Source organism: Campylobacter concisus (assembly GCF_902460675.1).
Taxonomy (GTDB): Bacteria; Campylobacterota; Campylobacteria; order Campylobacterales; family Campylobacteraceae; genus Campylobacter_A; species Campylobacter_A concisus_AJ.
In genome coordinates this window covers 792,319-811,876 of sequence record NZ_CABPUQ010000001.1, presented here as the reverse complement: position 1 = coordinate 811,876, position 19,558 = coordinate 792,319, and the positions used below count along the sequence as shown (strand labels likewise).

At 38.6% G+C, this 19,558-nt stretch carries 23 protein-coding genes; 12 read left to right on the top strand and 11 right to left on the bottom strand.

Annotated elements, in window-relative coordinates; translation table 11 throughout:
- Window positions 1-22 precede the first annotated feature (22 nt).
- Genes F3G88_RS03935 through F3G88_RS03920 form a run of 4 tightly spaced genes read left to right on the top strand, consistent with a single transcriptional unit; the run spans window position 23 to window position 2,641 of the window.
- Window positions 23-268, top strand: coding sequence for an RNA-binding S4 domain-containing protein (locus tag F3G88_RS03935; protein ID WP_002940508.1), 246 nt, complete (start codon window positions 23-25; stop codon window positions 266-268).
- Window positions 268-666 carry a tRNA (adenosine(37)-N6)-threonylcarbamoyltransferase complex ATPase subunit type 1 TsaE gene (gene tsaE / locus F3G88_RS03930; protein WP_087581678.1) on the top strand — a complete coding sequence of 133 codons (399 nt, stop codon included), beginning with the start codon at window positions 268-270 and terminating at the stop codon, window positions 664-666. The genes F3G88_RS03935 and tsaE overlap by 1 nt, the downstream gene beginning before the upstream one ends.
- Window positions 659-1,387, top strand: a complete 729-nt coding sequence (gene lptB / locus F3G88_RS03925; RefSeq protein WP_149715421.1) for an LPS export ABC transporter ATP-binding protein — start codon at window positions 659-661, stop codon at window positions 1,385-1,387. The genes tsaE and lptB overlap by 8 nt, the downstream gene beginning before the upstream one ends.
- A 3-nt stretch (window positions 1,388-1,390) precedes the next feature.
- Entirely contained in the window at window positions 1,391-2,641 is a 1,251-nt protein-coding gene (locus tag F3G88_RS03920) for an RNA polymerase factor sigma-54 (protein ID WP_223228759.1), read from the top strand.
- Here the strand turns inward: F3G88_RS03920 and F3G88_RS03915 are convergent, their stop codons facing one another.
- Window positions 2,642-3,409, bottom strand: a complete 768-nt coding sequence (locus F3G88_RS03915; protein WP_149715419.1) for a hypothetical protein — start codon at window positions 3,407-3,409, stop codon at window positions 2,642-2,644.
- 117 nt (window positions 3,410-3,526) lie between these two features.
- Here F3G88_RS03915 and F3G88_RS03910 point away from each other — a divergent pair, with 117 nt between their 5' ends.
- A complete protein-coding gene (locus F3G88_RS03910; protein WP_087581675.1) occupies window positions 3,527-4,261 on the top strand; it encodes an imidazole glycerol phosphate synthase in 735 nt (244 codons plus the stop codon).
- Here the strand turns inward: F3G88_RS03910 and murG are convergent.
- Both murG and F3G88_RS03900 read right to left on the bottom strand, forming a co-directional pair.
- Window positions 4,253-5,275, bottom strand: coding sequence for an undecaprenyldiphospho-muramoylpentapeptide beta-N-acetylglucosaminyltransferase (gene murG / locus F3G88_RS03905; RefSeq protein WP_149715418.1), 1,023 nt, complete (start codon window positions 5,273-5,275; stop codon window positions 4,253-4,255). The two genes, F3G88_RS03910 and murG, sit on opposite strands and share 9 nt — an antisense overlap.
- Window positions 5,272-6,432: an FtsW/RodA/SpoVE family cell cycle protein gene (locus F3G88_RS03900; RefSeq protein ID WP_149715417.1), complete on the bottom strand. Its 1,161-nt coding sequence runs from the start codon at window positions 6,430-6,432 to the stop codon at window positions 5,272-5,274. The genes murG and F3G88_RS03900 overlap by 4 nt, the downstream gene beginning before the upstream one ends.
- A gap of 91 nt (window positions 6,433-6,523) precedes the next feature.
- Here F3G88_RS03900 and murI point away from each other — a divergent pair, with 91 nt between their 5' ends.
- The gene (gene murI / locus F3G88_RS03895) at window positions 6,524-7,312 is read left to right on the top strand and encodes a glutamate racemase (RefSeq protein WP_149715416.1); all 789 of its coding nucleotides are present in this window, start codon (window positions 6,524-6,526) and stop codon (window positions 7,310-7,312) included.
- 68 nt (window positions 7,313-7,380) lie between these two features.
- Here the strand turns inward: murI and F3G88_RS03890 are convergent, their stop codons facing one another.
- On the bottom strand, window positions 7,381-7,971 hold the full coding sequence (locus tag F3G88_RS03890) for a DedA family protein (protein ID WP_149715415.1): 591 nt from the start codon (window positions 7,969-7,971) through the stop codon (window positions 7,381-7,383).
- Window positions 7,972-8,216: 245 nt separating this feature from the next.
- On the opposite strand from F3G88_RS03890, the gene F3G88_RS03885 reads away from it, so the two are divergent.
- The 5 genes from F3G88_RS03885 (at window position 8,217) to F3G88_RS03870 (ending at window position 10,581) form a co-directional block, all read left to right on the top strand.
- A complete protein-coding gene (locus tag F3G88_RS03885; RefSeq protein ID WP_149715414.1) occupies window positions 8,217-8,684 on the top strand; it encodes a hypothetical protein in 468 nt (155 codons plus the stop codon).
- A complete protein-coding gene (locus tag F3G88_RS10230) occupies window positions 8,681-8,821 on the top strand; it encodes a hypothetical protein (protein WP_188117460.1) in 141 nt (46 codons plus the stop codon). Before F3G88_RS03885 ends, F3G88_RS10230 begins: the two co-directional genes overlap by 4 nt.
- A gap of 293 nt (window positions 8,822-9,114) precedes the next feature.
- Window positions 9,115-9,354, top strand: coding sequence for a hypothetical protein (locus F3G88_RS03880; protein ID WP_149715413.1), 240 nt, complete (start codon window positions 9,115-9,117; stop codon window positions 9,352-9,354).
- A gap of 35 nt (window positions 9,355-9,389) precedes the next feature.
- Entirely contained in the window at window positions 9,390-9,788 is a 399-nt protein-coding gene (locus F3G88_RS03875) for a hypothetical protein (protein ID WP_223228725.1), read from the top strand.
- 199 nt (window positions 9,789-9,987) lie between these two features.
- Complete coding sequence (locus F3G88_RS03870) at window positions 9,988-10,581, top strand: hypothetical protein (RefSeq protein ID WP_149715411.1); 594 nt, start codon at window positions 9,988-9,990, stop codon at window positions 10,579-10,581.
- 24 nt (window positions 10,582-10,605) lie between these two features.
- Here the strand turns inward: F3G88_RS03870 and F3G88_RS03865 are convergent, their stop codons facing one another.
- The 3 genes from F3G88_RS03865 to F3G88_RS03855 all read right to left on the bottom strand — a co-directional run bounded on the left by F3G88_RS03865 (window position 10,606) and on the right by F3G88_RS03855 (window position 12,838).
- Window positions 10,606-11,385, bottom strand: coding sequence for a MetQ/NlpA family ABC transporter substrate-binding protein (locus F3G88_RS03865; protein WP_103567524.1), 780 nt, complete (start codon window positions 11,383-11,385; stop codon window positions 10,606-10,608).
- 76 nt (window positions 11,386-11,461) lie between these two features.
- Window positions 11,462-12,244 carry a MetQ/NlpA family ABC transporter substrate-binding protein gene (locus F3G88_RS03860; RefSeq protein ID WP_149715410.1) on the bottom strand — a complete coding sequence of 261 codons (783 nt, stop codon included), beginning with the start codon at window positions 12,242-12,244 and terminating at the stop codon, window positions 11,462-11,464.
- A gap of 258 nt (window positions 12,245-12,502) precedes the next feature.
- Window positions 12,503-12,838 (bottom strand): ArsR/SmtB family transcription factor, encoded by a 336-nt coding sequence (locus F3G88_RS03855; RefSeq protein ID WP_103558062.1) that lies wholly within the window; start codon window positions 12,836-12,838, stop codon window positions 12,503-12,505.
- Between the two features lie 102 nt (window positions 12,839-12,940).
- Between F3G88_RS03855 and F3G88_RS03850 the strand changes: the two genes are divergently transcribed.
- The gene (locus tag F3G88_RS03850; protein ID WP_149715409.1) at window positions 12,941-13,900 is read left to right on the top strand and encodes a permease; all 960 of its coding nucleotides are present in this window, start codon (window positions 12,941-12,943) and stop codon (window positions 13,898-13,900) included.
- Here the strand turns inward: F3G88_RS03850 and F3G88_RS03845 are convergent.
- The 4 genes from F3G88_RS03845 to F3G88_RS03830 all read right to left on the bottom strand — a co-directional run bounded on the left by F3G88_RS03845 (window position 13,889) and on the right by F3G88_RS03830 (window position 19,443).
- On the bottom strand, window positions 13,889-14,563 hold the full coding sequence (locus F3G88_RS03845; RefSeq protein ID WP_002940443.1) for a methionine ABC transporter permease: 675 nt from the start codon (window positions 14,561-14,563) through the stop codon (window positions 13,889-13,891). The genes F3G88_RS03850 and F3G88_RS03845 overlap by 12 nt on opposite strands.
- Window positions 14,563-15,519, bottom strand: a complete 957-nt coding sequence (locus F3G88_RS03840; RefSeq protein WP_149715408.1) for a methionine ABC transporter ATP-binding protein — start codon at window positions 15,517-15,519, stop codon at window positions 14,563-14,565. The genes F3G88_RS03845 and F3G88_RS03840 overlap by 1 nt, the downstream gene beginning before the upstream one ends.
- Window positions 15,520-15,549: 30 nt before the next feature.
- The gene (locus F3G88_RS03835) at window positions 15,550-16,536 is read right to left on the bottom strand and encodes a diaminopimelate dehydrogenase (protein WP_149715407.1); all 987 of its coding nucleotides are present in this window, start codon (window positions 16,534-16,536) and stop codon (window positions 15,550-15,552) included.
- Between the two features lie 150 nt (window positions 16,537-16,686).
- Window positions 16,687-19,443 carry a valine--tRNA ligase gene (locus tag F3G88_RS03830; RefSeq protein WP_149715406.1) on the bottom strand — a complete coding sequence of 919 codons (2,757 nt, stop codon included), beginning with the start codon at window positions 19,441-19,443 and terminating at the stop codon, window positions 16,687-16,689.
- Between the last annotated feature and the right edge of the window lie 115 nt (window positions 19,444-19,558).

Below are 19,558 nucleotides of genomic sequence, written 5' to 3'. Positions count from 1 at the left end.
TATTTTTGTTAAAATCCGCCGCATGAGAGTAGATAAATTTTTAAACGTAGTAAATATCACCAAAAGGCGTGCCGTTAGCGAAGATATGTGTAAAAGTGGTGTTGTGAGCATCAATGGCGTGCAGGCAAAAGCGGCAAAAGATGTTAAGATCGGCGATGTTATCACTATCAAATTTCTAGCTCGTGAGGCGAGATATGAGGTGCTAGCGATCCCAACTACAAAAAGCATACCAAAAAGCGCCCAGAGCGAATATGTAAAAGAGCTTTGATGGTTTTTGAGCTTTTAGAAAATGAGCTTGATCGGCTTGTGCGGGTGCTGCCAAAAAGTGGCGTGGTGCTACTAAGTGGCGATCTAGCAAGTGGCAAAACGACGCTTGTAAAGGCGATCATCAAGGCTCATGGCATAGAAGATAGCGTGACGTCGCCTACGTTTTCTTTGATGCAAATTTATGGCAAAGATATCTACCACTACGACATTTACCAGATCGGATTTGACGGGATGGCAAAAAATGGCCTTTTTGAAAATTTGTTTGAAGAGGGGCTTCATCTAGTAGAGTGGGGCGATGAAAATTTAGAAAAAGCTCTAAAGAAAAATGGCGAGAGCTATACGTTAGTAAAAATTTCTCCTAGCAAAAATGGCAGAAAATACGAGGTTATAAGTGCATAAACTAGAAGTAAAAGATCTAAAAAAGACGATTAAAAAAAATGAGATCATAAAAGGTATATCTTTAGAGGTAAATAGCGGCGAGGTCGTGGGGCTTCTTGGGCCAAATGGCGCTGGAAAGACGACCACTTTTTATATGATCTGCGGGCTCATCTCGCCAACTAGCGGAGATGTATTTTTAAACGACGAAAAGATTACAAACGTCCCGCTTCACAAAAGGGCGCACCTTGGTATTGGCTATTTGCCGCAAGAATCAAGCATATTTAAAGAGCTAAGCGTTGAAGAAAATTTGCTCCTTGGGGCTGAAATTTTAAATCAAAGCAAAGAAGAGATCTCCAAAAGAGTAAATGAGATGCTAAATATGCTAAACATCGAGCCTATCCGCCTAAGAAAGGGCATTAGCCTAAGTGGTGGCGAGCGCAGACGCTGTGAGATAGCTAGAAGCCTCATCATAAAGCCAAAATTTTTGCTGCTTGATGAGCCATTTGCAGGCGTCGATCCTATCGCAGTTAGCGACATACAAAGCATCGTTAGAGACCTTAAAAAGCTAGGTATCGGCGTTTTAATAACTGACCACAACGTCCGTGAGACACTAGCCATTTGCGACAGAGCCTACGTCATCAAAGATGGCTCACTGCTAGCAAGCGGCAGTGCGAGCGAAGTGGCAAACAACAAGCTTGTTAGAACGCACTATCTTGGCGAAGAATTTAAGCTACTTGAGTAGATGATGCTAAGGCAAAAGCAAACTTTAGCGCCAAAGATCAAACTAAACCAAACGCTAAGAAGCTGGCTTCCTATCCTTCAAAGCGGGCTTGATGAGCTAAAAGAGACGCTTGAGCCTTTTATAAAAGATAATCCATTTGCTACGATCGAACATAAAAATTTAGAAAAAAGCGAAAAAAAACGAAATTTTTTCGAGCAGGTTAGCAAAAACTCGGTTAGCGAGAGTATCGAGGCTTTAAGCATTTATAAAGAAAGCCTCTATGAAAAGCTCGTTAGCCAGATAAATCCACCACTTTTCCCCACGCAAAAGTCCCAAGATATCGCATATAAGATCATCGAGTGTTTGGATGATGAGGGCTATTTTTCTTATGATGATGAAATTTTTGCTGGTTTTAATGAGAATGAAGTGGAGCGAGTTAGAGCGAGATTTGCCTACCTTGAGCCCTGTGGCGTGGGTGCAAAGGATATCAAAGAGAGCTTTTTGTTTCAGCTTGGCGAGGCAGAGGCGAGTGATGAGACCATAGAGTGCGCGAAAAAGATCATCTTAAATTTTGAAAATATAGAGAAGCTTAGAAAGCTTAAATTTTACGACGATGCGCTAAAGATCATAAAGAAATTTAAAAATCCCCCAGCCATTGAGTATCTTGAAGATGAAAAAGAGGCAGTGCCTGACATCTTCGTGCTAAGCACAAGTAGCGGCATAAGCGTGCAGATAAATGACGACTATTATCCTGAAATTTCTATCGACACCGAGGGACTAGACGAGAAAGAGGCCTTTGTAAGCTCGCGCATAAAAGAGGCAAGCGAGCTCATAGACGCCCTTGAGATGAGAAAATCAACGCTTTATAAGATAGGGCTCATGATAGTTGAGTATCAGTATGACTACTTTTTGGGCGGTGACATAAAGCCTATGAAGCTAAAAGACCTAGCTGACGAGCTTGGACGCAACCCTTCAACCATCTCAAGAGCGATCGCAAACAAATATCTAAGCTCCCCAAGAGGCACGGTCGCGCTTAAAAATTTCTTCGCAACTGGCTTTGACGAGGAGACTTCAAACGCCGCGATAAAGGAATTTTTGCTAGAGCTTATCAAAAATGAAGATCATAAAAAGCCACTTTCTGATCTAAAAATCCAAGAGCTAATCCAAGCTAAATTTAACATCCAAATCGTTCGCCGAACCATCACCAAATACCGCAAAATCCTAAACATCGGCAGCTCAAGCCAGCGAAAAAAGATCTATCAGATAAACGGCTAGCTACCACTCATTTATGGCAAAAAGTGTGGCTTTTCGCATCTGCGTAAAAAGCTCACTGCTAAGCTCATCATACTCTTTAGCGCGTTTTTTATGCTGTGCCAAGCCTGCTGCGTCGTCGTTCCAAGAGCCCATGCCACCAAAGACATCAGCCGCACTTGCCGCAGTAAAAAGGGCTAAATTTAGCTTTGGCATAAGTGGCGCGTTTAGGATATTTTGCTCTATCTTTTCTGGCTCATTTAGCGCTTTTAGCCCCTTTCTAAAGCAGTCGCCAAAATTCTCACACTCTATCTCATCTGCAAATTTAGAGATCCTTGTTAGGATATCTTTAAACTCCAAAGTGTTATCGCTAAATTTTTGAATTTCTGGCATGCCATCTAGGCTAAATTCTTTATAGACTATCTCCCAGACATCCCAGCCCTTTTTATCTTCTTTAAAGCTCCAGCGGGGCACAAAGTAGCTCATCTTATCTTTATAAATGCAAAGAATCGACTTGTGGCTTACGTTTGAAAAGCCTTGCAGCGAGCGCTCATCTGAAGAGACCGTCAAATTTGTGGTGTATCTCACGTCGCTTAGTCCAAGCTTTAAGGCGTGCTTAAACCACTCATTTATGCTAGCTTGCTCTCTTTTTTCTGGCTCATCACCTAAGACATAGTCAAAAACTAGGCTTTTTATAAATTTTTCGCTTTTGTAGTTTAGCTCTAAATTTGACTTTAAGGCTTGCTTTATGGATGCTACGATAATGCAAGCGTTAAAAACTTCACCATTCATTTTTGCTCCTTTTTTGAGATATTTTATTAAAAGAAGCATAAATTTATCTCTTTAAGGATTGCAAGCGAAAACTTCAGTTTTTTATAGTAAAATAGCCAAAAATTTCAAAGAGGCAAAATGGATTTTAATGAGATTGATAAGCTGATAAATACGCTTAAGAAAAACTTGGAAGTTATCGAAAACAACGGCGTTGTCGAGCCTGAGACAAAGATCGATGCGCTTACTTTTAATAAAAATGTCGAAGAGATCAAAAAAAGACTTTACAGCACAACAGACGAGGGCAGTTTTTTTAAAAATGTCTTTAATACTGAAGATTACTACGAAAACATTAGCTCATACCTCGAGCAGACAAACAAAAGCCTATACTACAAGATAGAAAAGGCTGGCGTGAGCCTAAAGACTAATCAAAATTTGCAAGAGAGCCTAACAAGCATCTCAAACATCATGCAAATTTTAGTCGCTGAATATCAGATACAAAATAAAAAAAAGAAAAAGAGCATATTCTCAAGAAGTGGCGACACAGCGATGATAAGAGGGCTACTTGCAGAGCTAATGGAGCTACAAAATAGGATGAATAAAATTTTACATCTCGACTCTCAAATCGTCTCAAACGTCGTTTTGGAAAATTTTAAGACTATCTACACATTTTTTTATAACTGCATAAGAGTGGCCAAACAAAGGGGCGACGAGCTACTTTTGGTTGAGATCGCTGGCATCACAGATAGGATCATCGAGATGATAAGACCAGTGCTTTCAGGCAAAAGCCTAAAGACAAACGAGCTTATCTATCACTATCTCATTTACGAGCTACGAGAGCTAAAAGCCTACGCCATAGGCGAGGATCTAGCTTAAAATTTTATCCATTATATCTTTTGCCCCATTTGGTAAAAGGATATCTTTTAGAGCTTTGCTGCTTTTGCTTAGATCAAAGCTCTCGATCATTTTTATGACTTCATCTTTGTCTAAATTTTCGCCATTTTGCAGGCAAATTTCAGCTATGCCTTTATCTTTTAGAAATTTAGCGTTATAAAACTGGTGATTGCCAGCGGCATAAGGAAATGGCACAAAGATAGAGGGCAGGGCGTTTGCGCAAAGCTCCCAAAGTGAGCTAGCTCCAGCTCTTGATATGGCAAGATCAGCCTCACTCATTTTCTTTTCTATCTCTTTGCTAAAGTCAAAAATTTCTAAATTTGCTTCGCTAAAGCCAAGCTCATTATATCTCTTTTTCAGCTCATCAAGGGCGTTTTTGCCGCATTGATGAATGATCTTTATCCTTTTTTCTTTAAGATATGGGGCTAAATTTATAGCTAGCTCGTTTATCGCTTTTGCGCCTTGTGAGCCACCTAAAAATAGTATAGTTTTTAGCTCGCTTCTAACTCTTTGGCTTTCAAAAAATTTATTTGCCACTGGGTAAGGACAGGGCGAGAGCTCATCATAAGAACTAAAAAAGCCCTTTGCGTATGGCTTTAAAATTTTATTTAGCTTGCCAGTTACGGCATTTTGCTCGTGGATGAAAAGTGGTGTTTTTGAGATGATGGCCGCTATGGCTGCTGGCGCTGCTGAGTAGCCTCCCACGCTGATAACTGCTTTAACGCCATTTTCTTTAAAAATTTGCCTGCACTTTAGAGCTAGGCTTATGATGTTTGTTAGTGATTTTAGCTTTGCAAGGCCTCTTTTATTTACGACGCCACTGCTTGGTAAGAAGAATTTTTGTGCAAATTTATCATCATTTTCAAACCAAAATTTGTCCTGACCACTAGTTGAACCGATGAAAATAGGCTTTATGCCTCGTCTATTTAGCTCCTCGCAAAAGCTTCTAGCGATCGCCAAATGCCCACCAGTGCCGCCACCACAAATAACTATCATAGTTTTGCCTTTTTACTAACCATCAAGACCATGCCGATGCCGATGCATATAGCAAGCACGGAGCTACCGCCATAGCTAAGAAATGGCACAGCGATACCTTTTATCGGCGTGATCGATGTGATGCCGTAGCTATTCATCAAAAATGAAAATGACAAGATAAGCCCGATACCAAGTGAGAATAGGTGATAGACCTTGTTTTCGCTCCTAGCTGAAATTCTAAATATCCTATAAAGTAGCGTGATAAAGATCGCTGTGATGCACAAAATGCCAAAAACGCCGACCTCTTCAGCTATGCCAGCTAGCACGAAGTCTGTATGCACCTCGCTTAAAAAGCCAAGCTTAAATATCCCAGCTCCAAGCCCTTCGCCAAAAAACTCGCCGTGTTTAATTGCATTTAGTGAGTGAGAAATTTGATAAGGCTCTGGTGCGTCTGCCACTCTAAGCACGTTTGCCACGCTATCTGGCAAGAAAGAGAGAACCATATTTTGTATCGTGCCCCACCATGACTTTATACGCAAAATTCTGTGCTCTGAGCTAACTATCGCCACCGTCATGACAAAGGCAGCGCCCAAGATACCGATACCAAAGAGCCTAACGCTAGCCCCTGCAAAAAGCGCCATCGTCACAAAGGTAAGTGCCAAAACTACAACCTGACCAAGGTCGTTTTGCATAACGGCGATAAGAAAGATAGCGATACCAAAAAGAATGATATAAGGCAAAAGTATCTTTAGCTCAGCCATCAAAGTCCTCTTGCCGTCGCTAAATTTTCTAGTAAAGCTCCACGCCAAAAAATAGACAAAACCGACTTTGAAAAACTCAACTGGCGCAAGTGAAAAGCTAGGTAGCCTGATCCAGCGTCTAGCGCCTCCAGAGTCAGTCACCATCGAAGCTGGCAAGGCGTGCATGAGCCCCATAGCTATACCGCAAGAGATAAGCAGCCCAAAGCCTATCCAAACGAGCGCTTTGTCGGGATTTAGCCTAGAGAGCCACCACATGAGAAAAATTCCTATACAGCCGACTGCAAACTGGCGGATGAAAAAGTGAAATTCGTCGTAGTTAAAAAATAAAACTGTAAAAACTGGCAAAGATAGTGAGAAAATGATGCTTATGGCGATCAAAGTCGCGCAAAGATAGAAAATAACCTTATCAACTGCCAAATTTAGCTCCAACTTTAAAATGAGCCAAAGTATAATAAAAAACGGCTTACAAAGATATTATTTGCTATAATTGCAGGCTTTAAGGATGGGCATGAAGATAGGTATATTTGACTCGGGGCTTGGCGGACTTAGCGTCTTAAACGAAGCTTTAAGCAAGCTTAGCGAGCATGAATTTTTATATTACGCAGACGTGAAAAATGTCCCATACGGACAAAAGAGCAGAGATGAGATATTAAAATTTAGCTTTGATGCGGTTAAATTTCTTGTTAAAAATGGCGCAAAAGCTGTCGTGGTAGCGTGTAATACTGCAACAAGCGTGGCGATAAAAGAGCTTAGAGCAAATTTAAGCGTGCCGATCATCGGTATGGAGCCAGCTGTAAAAAAGGCTCACGATCTAAGCCATGATGATGCCCTAAAAACGCTTGTCATCGCCACTCCAGTCACCGTAAATGGCGCAAAACTAAAAGAGCTAATCACAAATTTAAACGCAAAAGATAAAACCGAGCTGCTTGCTCTGCCTCGCCTTGTAAATTTCGCTGAAAAGGCTGAGTTTGAGAGCGAAAACGTTAAGTCGTATCTAAAAGAAGAGCTAGCTGAATTTGATCTAAGTAAATTTGACTTTTTGGTGCTTGGCTGCACGCATTTTAACTATTTTAAAGATAGCTTAAGAGAGATTTTACCCCCAAATGTAAGCATAATAGACGGCAACGAAGGGACGATAAAGCGCTTAATAAGTGAGCTTGGACTTAAAATTTCAAATTCAAATTTAACTCCAAATGTGAAATTTTTCTACTCTGGTGAGGAGGTTTGCGAGCAAAGTGAGCTAGAGAAAATTTCAAGAAATTTAGCTAGATTAGAAAAAATGAGAGCGATTAGCTAGGCTAAATTTAGCTATTAATTTGAGCCAAATTTGCAAAATACACTAAATTTTATGTATTTTTATATGTATTATCTTTTTCTTTGCTTTACTATATAGATAGCACTTATTATCGCAACCACTGCCAAAAGAGCGATCGTGATCGTTAGAAGTGTCTGTTTGTCAGGATTTGTGCCTAGAAAGTAGCCAACTCCAAGCAAAACCGCGCACCAAATCCCAGCGCCAAGTGTGGTAAATAGGCAAAATCTAAAAATATTCATCTTAGCAAGCCCGGCTGGTAGGCTGATATATTGACGGATTCCAGGGATTAGGCGTGAGTTAAAGGTAGAAATTTCGCCATGTTTATTAAAAAATGCTTCAAATTTATCCATTTTTTCATGAGTGATGCCGACAAATTTGCCGTATTTTAAGACGATCTCACGTCCAAAAAAGTAGCAAAGATAGTAGTTAAAAATGGCTCCAAGCAAGCTGCCAAGCGTGCCTGAAATAAAAGCAAGCGCTAGGCTCATCTCACCTTTGTGAGCTAGATATCCAGCTGGTATCATCGCCACTTCGCTTGGAAATGGGAAAAAGGAGCTCTCTAAAAACATCATCACAAATATGCCAGCATACCCCCAGCTGCTCACGCTTGATACGATAAAATCAATAATGTCATGTAGCATTTTTACTCCGAAAATTTAATAAAGCGAGCCATTGTAGCAAAGTACCGCTTAAGTATTTGAGGTAAAATTATTAATTTTTTAATAATAACAAAAATTAAGCTTATTGATAAAGAGAAAAATTATCTACAACAAAAGCTAAGAATATAAAAATTAGATGTAAGGATAGTACTAAAAAAGCTTTATGTTAAGCAAATATAAATATCTAGCAGATATAATTTTATGACATTAAAAGTTGAGGAGAAAAAATGGCATTTGAAAATGCGATTATCACAAAAGAGGATGATGAAAAATATGGACTAAGTGAAATTTATTACAAATACAATCCACCATATAAAGAGTTTATAAATAAGCAAAAATGGACCATCGACAAAAGTAGAGATTGTTGGATGTGGTGTCTTTTAAATTTCCCTAGTAATGAGTATGATCATGCCCTTAGTACAGAGACCTTTTGGATATTATATTTCGGTAATAAAACGTTAGAAATAACTATGGATTATGAAATTATTATAGATAAAACTCAGAAAAAATTTCATAGGATTTGGAAACTTTTAGATATAAAACCAAGTCATGCGCAAAATCTTAGTAGGCAAGATATTTTGCTTCTGCTAAAAGAAATTTTAGAGGTTTATAGAGATCGTGATTTGTTTGGAAAAGAGCTAAACTATACTATGGAGATAGAGGATTTAGCCGACAAAAAGGAAAAAATGGGATGATTGGATTAAGTTTAGAGCAAGCAAATGCTAGACTAAAAGATGTTAATTCGCTTAATGATATTCTTGATATTTTAAAAAAAATTGATATTTCTTCAGATGGAAAAATAACCGTTAGGAGACAATGCTCTTACAAATAGAACATTCTATCAAACCGAACTTGCTGAGATTATAAAAAATGAAAATATAACTAAAATTAATGGGATAGATAAATCAGAATTTATATCCAAGCTAAAAGCCAACGATACAGATACAAACAAGCTAAATTACCTAAAAGACAATTCTAAAGAATATTATATTAACAAGATAACCAAAAACAATAATTTTTTATGCTTTGATATTGTAGAAGAATTTTTAGCCACCATAAAAGAAGAAAATTCAAGCGTTAGTGTTAGCGAAGACGTACTGGATTATATATTGCAAAATAATTATAATGAAAGTATATCCCATCAATTTTATAATTCACCCAAATAGCTATGATAAGCCGGATGTTAACTCTATTGCAAACGAAGTTTACTTTGATCACAATGCAAACAATACATCTTTTAAACCCACACATATAGAAATAGAAGACAAATCAAAAGCCTTAGTTGATATAATGTCTAAAGAAAACAAAACAAAATTAAACGCGACAGACAATAAAGAAGAAAAACAAAAAATTAGAAGACAATAAACAGCATTTTAGTTTTAAAACTACATAAATAAATCTTGACTATAGTTAAAGACATTAAATTTATTATGGCATTTGAAAATGCGATTATCACAAAAGAGGATGATGAAAAGTATGGCCTTACTAACATTTTTCTTAAATATAATCCATCTGATAACGTTTTGCCTGATCAATGGTATTGGGTTATAGACAAGGAGTGCGACTGCTGGCTTATGGAGAGTGGCTTTTTTCATGATCCAAAGGTAGATCATGGATATCTTTCAAAAAGCCTATGGATACTTTACTATAAAGGTGAAATGTTTGAAGTCATACTAGAAAATGAGCTATATAATAAAACAATAGACCATGTATCTTATGATAAAGTATGGCTTTTATTAGACGTAAAGCCAATTATTTATAGCGCATTTTGGCCATTGAGGAAATTTTTGCACTATTAAAAGAAATTCTTAATGTTTATGGGCCGGGTGGTGTATGGAGAGAGGCTCATTCGCCAAACTACAAAGTGATACTATTAGATAAATTAGAAAGACGACTTTGACAAAAATAGCGCTCAAACAAGCAAAATACAAAGATGTAGCTCTCTTTGAAGTGTATAATAGCCAAAGATAAGTAAAAAATAGAGAGGATTGTTTAGTTGTGAAAACCATTTTATTTTGGCTATTTACAGAGATACAAAGCAAAGAACTTGGATTTGTTGCCATTAGGTGTAGCGCAGCTTTAGAAAACTTAATAAATTTTAGTAAGCTTAAATTTCTAATCGCTTTGCTTTGTTTATTTTGTTGTCTTAACATTAGTATCACAAACAAATTTGATTATTTTGTATATAACTTGACCTATTTGATTATTGAGATATCATTACCATTGTTTATTCTTTATATTTTCATAGATAAAAACAGCATTCTAAAAGATATCAATACCTTAAAAATAGACTTAACACCACATCTTATGATAATTCTTTCAGGCTGCTTTTTGATATTTATATACATATATGCAAAAGAATATTTTTATATTTTTTTATTGATAACGCCAATATTATTTTTTGCTTTTGTTATTAGAAGCATAAATTTTATTTTATTTCATATACCAATTTGCGCCAAATTTTTCTCTGATTTCATTGAAATGTTTGTTTATAGAGGCTTTAAATTTGATATTCTTATATATCCATTTTTATTGACTTTAATGATATTTTTGTATGACAAAGCAAATAAAAATTTAACTCAAAAAAGATAGATAGGGCGAAAGCTCGCCCCATTTTTAAAATGCAGGTATAACCTCGCCTTTGTAGCGAGTGATGATGAAATTTTTAGTATCAGGGCTAAGAACCGCATCAACTAAAGCTTTGATCTTAGGATTGTTCTCGTTGCCAGCTCTTGTGACGATGATGTTTGCATAAGGGCTGTTGGCGTCTTCAAGTAAAAGTGCGTCTTTTGCCACGCTCATGCCAAGATCAAGGACGAAATTTGTGCTAATAGCAGCGATATCGACATCATCAAGCGTCCTTGGGATCTGAGCACCTTCTAGCTCGACAAATTGTAAATTTTTAGGATTTTTAGTTATGTCATTTACAGTTGCAACTTTTACGTTTTTATCGATCTCTATAAGACCAGCTTTTTCTAAAATTCTAAGCGCTCTGTTGCCATTTGACGGATCGTAAGCGATCGCCACTTTTGCGCCATCTTTTAGCTCTTTGATATCTTTTATCTTTTTAGAGTAAAAGCCAAGTGGCTCGACATGCACGCTCGCAACGCTTACAAGATGCAGGCCTCTAGCCTTGTTTTGCTCCTCAAGATATGGCAAATGCTGAAAGAAATTTGCATCCAAGCTGCCATCTTCTGTGGCGACATTTGGTATCGAATAGTCTGAAATTTCAGAGATAACAAGGTCATAGCCCTTATCTTTTAGCTTTGGTTTTACAAATTCTAAAATTTCAGCGTGTGGCACAGGTGAGACGCCAACAGTGATAGTGTGGTCTTTGTCGGCTGCGTGAAGGCTTAGAGCAACTAAAGATGCGGTTAAAAGTTTGATAAATTTCATTGTTTTTCCTTTTTTGATTTGATTTGAAGCGACGCTAAAAAGGTAAAAGCTTTTACGTCGCTTTTTATAAATTTAATTAAAACGCTGGGATGATAGCGCCGTTATACTTTGTCTCGATAAATTTCTTAACTTCTGGTGAGTTGATAGCTTTATCAAGGGCTTTAGTTTTAGGGCTGTTCTCGTTGCCAGCTCTAACAACTACGTAATTTACGTATGGGCTATCTTTACCCTCGATCACAAGCGCGTCTTTTGTTGGATTTAAATTTGCATTTAGCGCGTAGTTTGTGTTGATAACTGCGATAGTAACGTCATCAAGCGTTCTTGGCACTTGAGCAGCCTCGATCTCTTCAAATTTAAGTTTTTTAGGATTATCAACTATATCAAGTGGGGTTTTTAGTGGGTTGTCATTTAGCTTGATAAGTCCAGCGCCAGCTACGATGTCAAGTGCGCGGCTCTCGTTTGTTGGGTCATTTGGGATAGAGACCACTGCGCCATCTTTTAGCTCTTTTATGTCTTTGATCTTTTTGGAATAAACGCCCATTGGCTCGAGATGTACGCCAACTGTTTTTACAAGGTGAGTGCCTTTGTTTTTGTTAAATTCTTCAAGATATGGGATGTGCTGAAAGAAGTTTGCGTCAAGGTCGCCGTCCTCTGTCGCAAGGTTTGGCGTGGTATAGTCGTTAAATTCTTTGATCTCAAGTGTATAGCCATCTTTTGCCAAAATAGGCTTTACAACCTCTAAAATTTCAGCATGTGGGATAGGTGTAGCACCAACTATTATTGTTTTTGACTTGTCAGCAGCATTTGCGCTAACGCTAAGGCCTAGGGCAACTAAAGAGGTAAGAAGTAGTTTTTTCATTTGTTATCCTTTTTTGAAATTTGCCAAGCACCAAAAAGGATAAATTTAAGCTAGAAGGTTAAATTTCTTTTTAAGTACTTAAGCTATTTCTAAGCACTTAAAAAGAAATTCTGTGCTTAGAGATTAGTCTTTCGACGACGCATTTTTAAGTAGGCGGCACATCTGGCACATATCTGATTTCATTTTAGATCCTTTCGGTTAAATTAATTTCGCGCATTCTAAATAAATAAACTTTAAAAAAAAATAAATTTTAGAAATTTATCTTAGACTTTTTATGACACCTCTTGCATTTTTTGAGTTTTTGGCTGCTTTTTCCTCTAAAATATTTTTTAAACATTCCAAAAAATTTGGCAAACAGCAAATATCAACCGAGTAAAAAACATTAAGTCCGGACTTCTCGCTTTTTAAAATTCCTCCATTTTTTAATACCCCAAGATGCTTTGAAACCGTTGCTTGTTCTTTATTTAAAAGCTCGCAAATTTCACCTACGCTCATCTTTTTATCACCTAAAACCTCAACTATCCCGATCCTAATAGGATGAGCCAAAACTCTCATAAATTCGCTTTTTAGCGCAAGAATATCAACATATTGCATTTTTATACCTTTTTTATGATTTTAACTTAAAAGAGCTAAATTTATACTTGACTATATTCCTATATTAGTATATAATCATATAAAAAATTTAAAGGTAAAAAAATGCTCGATCTTTTTAATCAACACAATATATTTGAGTTTATCAAATTTTTCATACTTTATTTTACAGAGATTTCACTACTATTTTTTTGTGTCTCTTTTTTGGTATTTATCGTATCTGAAAAATTTAGTCAAAAACTCAAAAAACACCTTATAAGCACAAAAATTTCAAGCTTTATCAAGGCGTTTTTGGTTGGCGCTATTACGCCGTTTTGTTCGTGCTCTACTATATCGCTTTTAAATGGGTTTTTAAAAAGCGGCGTATCACTTGGCGTTAGTAGCGTATTTTTGTTAAGCTCTCCGCTTGTTAATCCTGTAATTTTAACGCTTCTTTTTATGAGTTTTGGGTTTAAATTTAGCATTATTTATTTTACGGTCATTTTTATCTCATCGCTTGCTTTTGGTCTTTTGTTATCAAAAGCAGATCAAAATCTATTTTTAAAAGATGATTTTTTAAAACCAAAATTTAGCCCATACAATCCAACTAAAGGCTTTGTTTTTACACCCATTAATCAGACACAAGCTTGCTCTTGCAAGGATATAAAAAATAGTAAAAATATTTACAAAATGGCGCTTTTAAACTCGGTAAAAGAGTATAAAAAACTATTTTATTACATACTACTTGCGATGTTTATCGGTGCCGCTATACACGGATTTGTTCCACAAAAGCTTATCTCAAACTACCTTGGTTCTAGCGACATCGCCTCGATACTTATTTCGGCATTATTTGGAATTTTACTCTATGTTAGAGTAGAATCACTAGTGCCAATTGGCTTAGCACTTCTTGCCTCGGGTGCTAGTGCGGCCGCATTTGGAGCGTTTGTAATAACGGCGGCAGGGGTTAGCCTGCCGGAAATAATACTTCTTGATAGGTTTTTTAAGCCAAAATTTATGGCAATTTTTATCGCTTTTATCTTATGTGTGGCATTAGCATTTGCTATGTTTTTAAAATCATTTTTTTGAAATTTTATAGAGATAGTTGCCTAAAACTTGGAAAATTTGAACCATAATGATAAGAATAACCACGGTGTAGAGCATGATATCTGGGCGAAATCTCTGATATCCATAGTTTATAGCGACTGATCCTAGTCCGCCACCGCCAACTGCACCAGCCATCGCTGAAAAGCCGATATTTACTATAAGCGTTAGCGTAAATGCCGAGATGATGCCAGGAAGCGCCTCGACAAACATCACACGGAAAATGATCTGAAATTTCGAGCTACCAAAGCTTTGTGCTGCTTCGATGATGCCTTTATCGACCTCTTTTAGAGCATTTTCAATGAGCCTTGCTACAAAGGGAGCCGCTCCGATAGTTAGTGGAACGATCGCAGCCGTGGTGCCAATACTCGTGCCTACGATCATTTTTGTGACTGGAAAAAGCACGATGATCAAAATGATAAACGGAAAGCTTCTAAGCACGTTTATAACGATATCAAGGACAAAGTAAAGCTGTTTGTTTGGCTTTAGGCCGTTTTTGTCTGAAAGGATGAGCAAAACCGCGGGTATAAGGCCTATGGCAAAGGCTAGCAGGGTAGAGACGATGCTCATATATAGCGTTTCGCCGATAGCTGGCAACAGTATCCTAGAAAAAACATCTGGAAATTTAGAAAAGTCAATACCAAACATCAAGCAACCTCCCACAAAACGCCACTTTGCTTGATATAGTTAAGCACGTTTTCTTTATCTTTTTCATCTATGTTTATGACAAGTGAGCCAAGGACGTTGTCGTTTAGCTTTTCAAGCTTGCCCCAGACGATGTTAAAGTCGATATTTAGGCTTCTTGCCATGTGTGTGATCACGCTGTTTTGAGCCACTTCTTTTGGGAAAAATAGCCTGATATTTGTGCCAGTGCTTGGCAAAATTTCAACTTCACCCAAAAATTCTTTCATCTTCTCATCTGGCTTTAAAAATAGCTCTTCGATGCTTCCAGAGCCTATTATCTTGCCGCCTTCTAGCAAAATCGCGCGTTTTGCGATAGATTTTACCACCTCCATCTCGTGCGTGACGATGACGACACTGATATCTAGCTCTTTATTTATCTTTTCAAGCAGCTCTAAAATTTGATTTGTCGTGTTTGGATCAAGAGCTGAAGTCGCCTCGTCGCTTAGTAAAATTTTAGGATTTAAAGCAAGTGCTCTGGCGATGGCTACACGCTGTTTTTGGCCGCCGCTTAGCTCGCTTGGATAGCTTTTTGCCTTGCTTTCAAGGCCGACTAAATTTAAAAGCTCTCTCACTCTTTTTTCAGTTTCATCGCTTTTACAACCCCAAAATTTAAGCGGAGTAGCGACGTTTTCAAAGACATTTTTTCTAGCCATTAATGCAAAATGCTGAAATATCATCCCAACATCTCGCCTTAAATGTCTCTGCTGCGTCTCGTCTAAATTTTTTATCTCTTGATCAAAGACTTTTAAGCTGCCGCCTTGATAGCTCTCTAACCCGTTTATGCACCTTAAAAGCGTTGATTTACCAGCGCCACTATGCCCCACGATAGCAAAAATTTCACCCTTTTTAACCTCTAAATTTACATCAAAAAGGATCTGTGTATCGCCATAAAATTTGGTTAAATTTTCTATTTTTATCACTAAATTTTCCTTATTTTTAACTGCCTAAATTTATAAAATTTCTCGCCTTAGCTCCTCAGCGCTCTTTGGCGAAAGAAGTGCTGGGGCTATGTCAAATACACTAAATGCGCCACTCTCACCCCTTTGTGCCAAGCGATATGCTGCTCTGGCGTAGGCTACAAGCACACTTGCTGTAAATTCTGGATTTGAGTCAAGTTTTAGCGAAAATTCTATCAAATGTTTGTTCTCGCCACACTCTCCACTCACTCCGCTTCGCAGTACAAATCCCCCATGTGGGATACCGCCATGCTCTCTTTTTAGCGTATCCAGATCTATAAAATGCACGCTCGTGTCGTAGTCGGCAAAATAATTTGGCATCGTTTTTATCTCATGCTCGATGCGTGCCTTATCAGCGCCGTCCTGCGCCACTACGTAGCAATCACGCAGGTGTTTTTCCCTTGTGGTTAAATTTGGATTTTCCCCAGCGCGTACTCGCTCTAAAGCGCTATCTATTGGCACTGTATATTGGCGTGCATCCACGACGCCTTTTATCCTGCGTATGGCGTCTGAGTGGCCTTGGCTCACGCCTTTGCCCCAAAATGTATAGCTGCTGCCATTTTCAAGCACGCTCTCGCCGTATAGTCTGTTTAGAGAAAATAGTCCCGGGTCCCAGCCAACAGCGATGACGCCTACATTGCCACCTTTTTTAGCAGCAGCGTCCACTTCGGCAAAGTGCTCAGGTATTTTTGCGTGCGTGTCAAAGCTATCAACTACGTTAAAATTTTGTGCAAATTCTGGCGTCTGCGTTGGAAGGTCAGTTGCGCTGCCACCGCAAAGGACTAAAACGTCAAATTTGCCCTTGTGAGATAAAATTTCATCCACGCCAAAAACTGGCGCACCACACGTTTTTACTTCGATTGGATCTCTGCGGCTAAAAACTGCCACAAGCTCCATATCCTTGCTATTTCGCACCGCAAGCTCGACGCCACGACCTAAATTTCCATATCCTAAAACTGCTATTTTTATTTTTTCATTCATTTTTTATCCTTTAAATTTTAAATTTACATGAAAGATAGTGCAGGGCGATAAATTTCATTTTAATAAGACAATACATTAGCACCCAGGGTAGCGTGGCAACTACAAGCTGCCAAAGATAAAAACGCCACCCTTCAACTTTTGCCGCAAAACCTACTCGCCAAGAGCCTTTAGCTCCTCGCATACTTTTTTAAATTTAGCCTCAGCGCTCTCTAGCGCCTCTTTGTTCGTCTCTATAACTTCTTTTGGTGCGTTTGCAACGAAATTTTGGTTATTTAGCATGCCTGAGAGTTTGGCTATCTCTTTTTCAAGCTTTGTCTTTTGAGACCTTAGCCTTGTGATGATACCACTCATATCAAGTCCTTCAAGCGGGACAAATGCCTCTAAATTTTCGCTCACGTCTCTTATTGAGTTTTCTATTTTTTCATCTACAAAGCTGATCTCTTCGCATTTTGCAAGTAGCTTGATATACTCTTTTACCTCGTCAAGGTCTATTTTTTCATTAAATTTAACAAAGGCTTTTGCTATCTTTGAGTTGCCAAGATCGATAGTAGCTTTTGCACGGCGAATAGCCACGATCGCCTCGATAACTAGCTCAAATTTCTTCTCAACCTCTAAATTTCGCTCTTTTACCTCTGGATAGCTCATCACCATTATTGACTTTGCATTTTCAAGCTGTGTGCCGCTAAGCTCTTGAAATAGATACTCTGAGAGAAACGGCATGAAAGGATTTAGCAGTTTCATCGCCTCTTTAAATATACTTCCAAGCTCTTTTACGCTCGCTTTGTCAGCCTTGCTTAGCTCAATACCCCAGTCGCAAAACTCGTCCCAAAGGAATTTATAAAGTGTGTTTGCAGCGTCATTAAAGCGGTAGGCGTCGATGTTTTCGCGCACCTCTCTCACGCACTCGTTAAAGCGGCTGTTCATATAAATTCCAAGCTTTGTTTGAAGTTTGATATCTTCTAAATTTGGAAATTTGCTCTCATTTAGCATGAGATATTTGCTCGCGTTATAAAGCTTGTTGGTGAAATTTCTTACCTGTTTCATCTTGGCGTCACTTAGCTTGATATCACGTCCTTGAACGGCTAGAAGTGTCAGCGTAAAGCGCAATATATCGGCACTATACTCATTTATGCTATCAAGTGGGTCGATGACGTTGCCAAGGCTTTTACTCATCTTTCTGCCAAACTCATCCTTTACAAGAGCGTGTAGGTAGATGTCGTCAAATGGCAGCTCACCAAGGGCATTTTCACCCTGAAACATCATCCTAGCAACCCAGAAAAATAATATATCAAAGCCAGTGATGAGAAGGTTGTTTGGATAAAATTCAGCCAAATCGCCTTCAAACCACTTTTCATTTTTTAGCTCATTTTCATTGCCCCAGCCAAGCGTGCTAAATGGCCAAAGACCAGAGCTAAACCACGTATCTAGCACGTCTGGGTCTTGGTGGATGTTTTTACTTTTACACTTTTTGCACTCGCATGGCTCGTCCTCGTCAGCCCACATGTGACCACACTCGTCGCAGTAAAATACTGGAATTTGATGTCCCCACCAAAGCTGGCGTGAGATACACCAATCTCTTAGCTCTCTCATCCACGCGTTAAAGCTGTTTATCCAGTGTGGCGGGTAAAATTTAGCAAGGCCCTCTGAGACTTTTTGTATCGCCTCGTCTGCAATCTCTTTTTTGACAAACCACTGCTTTGAGATGTATGGCTCGACGACGTTTTTGCAGCGGTAGCAGTAACCTACTTGGTTTTCGTAGTCTTCTATCTTTTCAACATTGCCTAGTTTTTCAAGCTCGGCCACGACGATATCTCTAGCCTCAAGTCTCTCAAGTCCTGCAAATTTATCGCACTTGTCGTTTAAAATGCCCTTTTCATCAAACACGGTGATAAACTCAAGGTTGTGTTTTTTACCTACCTCGTAGTCGTTTTGATCGTGTGCAGGCGTGACCTTTACAAGACCTGTTCCAAACTCCATATCAACGTGCTCGTCTGCGATGATCTCGATCTCTCTATTTATGATAGGTAACACCACTTTTTTGCCGATTAAATTTTTATAGCGCTCGTCGTTTGGATTTACCATTACCGCCGTATCACCAAAGTAGGTTTCAGGACGAGTTGTAGCAACCACTATATAAGCGCCTTGTCTCGCATGCGCCTTTGCTGGAGACTGCTGCTCGTTCTTCACTGCAACGCACGAAGAGTGCGCTTCATTCGAACTCGCATCGCAACCAGCAAATTCATCATGTGATACTTCTGCTTGATAGTTTTCTAAATTTTGTCCATCTGTAAAATAATATCTCAAATGATAAAGCTTGCCTTTATTTTCTTTGTGTTCGACCTCGATGTCAGAGAGTGCGCCATCATGCGTACACCAGTTTATCATGTAGTTTTTCTGGACAATCAACCCTTTGTCATATAAATTTACAAAGGCTTTTTTCACAGCTTTTCTTAAGCCCTCATCCATAGTAAATCTCTGGCGTGACCAAGCCGGAGTGATGCCAAGTTTTCGCATCTGATGAACTATCATACCGCCACTTTTTTCTTTCCACTCCCACACTTTTTCTACAAATTTCTCACGGCCAAGCTCTTCTTTTTTGATCCCTTGAGCCAAAAGCTGCTTTTCAACGACGTTTTGAGTAGCGATACCAGCGTGGTCAAGTCCTGGCTGCCAAAGTGTCTTGTAGCCGTCCATCCTCTTGTAGCGAGTCATGATATCTTGAAGTGTGAAGGTTAGGGCGTGTCCGATGTGAAGCGAGCCAGTCACGTTTGGAGGTGGCATCATAATGCAAAATTTACGTCCATCTTTTTGGATATCTTTGTTTGCGTCTATCTCGAAATATCCGCGTTCTTCCCAAATTTTATAAAATTTGTCTTCTATCTCTTTTGCATTGTAAAAATCTGCCACTTTTATCTCCTCAGTTTCGTTTAAAAAATGCTTAATGTTATCTAAAATTTGTTTAAAAAAATCTTTGCAAAAGTGGGGAAATATGGGCTTGGGGCGGTTAAACGCCCCGTGGTTT

What these genes read in the sequence shown, in the direction of transcription:
- murI (WP_149715416.1), top strand. Translation starts at nt 6,524, where the DNA reads ATGAAGATAGGTATATTTGACTCGGGGCTTGGCGGACTTAGCGTCTTA.
- F3G88_RS03910 (WP_087581675.1), top strand. Translation starts at nt 3,527, where the DNA reads ATGGATTTTAATGAGATTGATAAGCTGATAAATACGCTTAAGAAAAAC.
- F3G88_RS03890 (WP_149715415.1), bottom strand. Translation starts at nt 7,971, where the DNA reads ATGCTACATGACATTATTGATTTTATCGTATCAAGCGTGAGCAGCTGG.
- F3G88_RS03915 (WP_149715419.1), bottom strand. Translation starts at nt 3,409, where the DNA reads ATGAATGGTGAAGTTTTTAACGCTTGCATTATCGTAGCATCCATAAAG.
- F3G88_RS03845 (WP_002940443.1), bottom strand. Translation starts at nt 14,563, where the DNA reads ATGTTTGGTATTGACTTTTCTAAATTTCCAGATGTTTTTTCTAGGATA.
- F3G88_RS03835 (WP_149715407.1), bottom strand. Translation starts at nt 16,536, where the DNA reads ATGAATGAAAAAATAAAAATAGCAGTTTTAGGATATGGAAATTTAGGT.
- murG (WP_149715418.1), bottom strand. Translation starts at nt 5,275, where the DNA reads ATGATAGTTATTTGTGGTGGCGGCACTGGTGGGCATTTGGCGATCGCT.
- F3G88_RS03885 (WP_149715414.1), top strand. Translation starts at nt 8,217, where the DNA reads ATGGCATTTGAAAATGCGATTATCACAAAAGAGGATGATGAAAAATAT.
- F3G88_RS03850 (WP_149715409.1), top strand. Translation starts at nt 12,941, where the DNA reads ATGCTCGATCTTTTTAATCAACACAATATATTTGAGTTTATCAAATTT.
- F3G88_RS03865 (WP_103567524.1), bottom strand. Translation starts at nt 11,385, where the DNA reads ATGAAATTTATCAAACTTTTAACCGCATCTTTAGTTGCTCTAAGCCTT.
- F3G88_RS03880 (WP_149715413.1), top strand. Translation starts at nt 9,115, where the DNA reads ATGAAAGTATATCCCATCAATTTTATAATTCACCCAAATAGCTATGAT.
- F3G88_RS03935 (WP_002940508.1), top strand. Translation starts at nt 23, where the DNA reads ATGAGAGTAGATAAATTTTTAAACGTAGTAAATATCACCAAAAGGCGT.
- F3G88_RS03920 (WP_223228759.1), top strand. Translation starts at nt 1,391, where the DNA reads ATGCTAAGGCAAAAGCAAACTTTAGCGCCAAAGATCAAACTAAACCAA.
- F3G88_RS03860 (WP_149715410.1), bottom strand. Translation starts at nt 12,244, where the DNA reads ATGAAAAAACTACTTCTTACCTCTTTAGTTGCCCTAGGCCTTAGCGTT.
- F3G88_RS03855 (WP_103558062.1), bottom strand. Translation starts at nt 12,838, where the DNA reads ATGCAATATGTTGATATTCTTGCGCTAAAAAGCGAATTTATGAGAGTT.
- F3G88_RS10230 (WP_188117460.1), top strand. Translation starts at nt 8,681, where the DNA reads ATGATTGGATTAAGTTTAGAGCAAGCAAATGCTAGACTAAAAGATGTT.
- tsaE (WP_087581678.1), top strand. Translation starts at nt 268, where the DNA reads ATGGTTTTTGAGCTTTTAGAAAATGAGCTTGATCGGCTTGTGCGGGTG.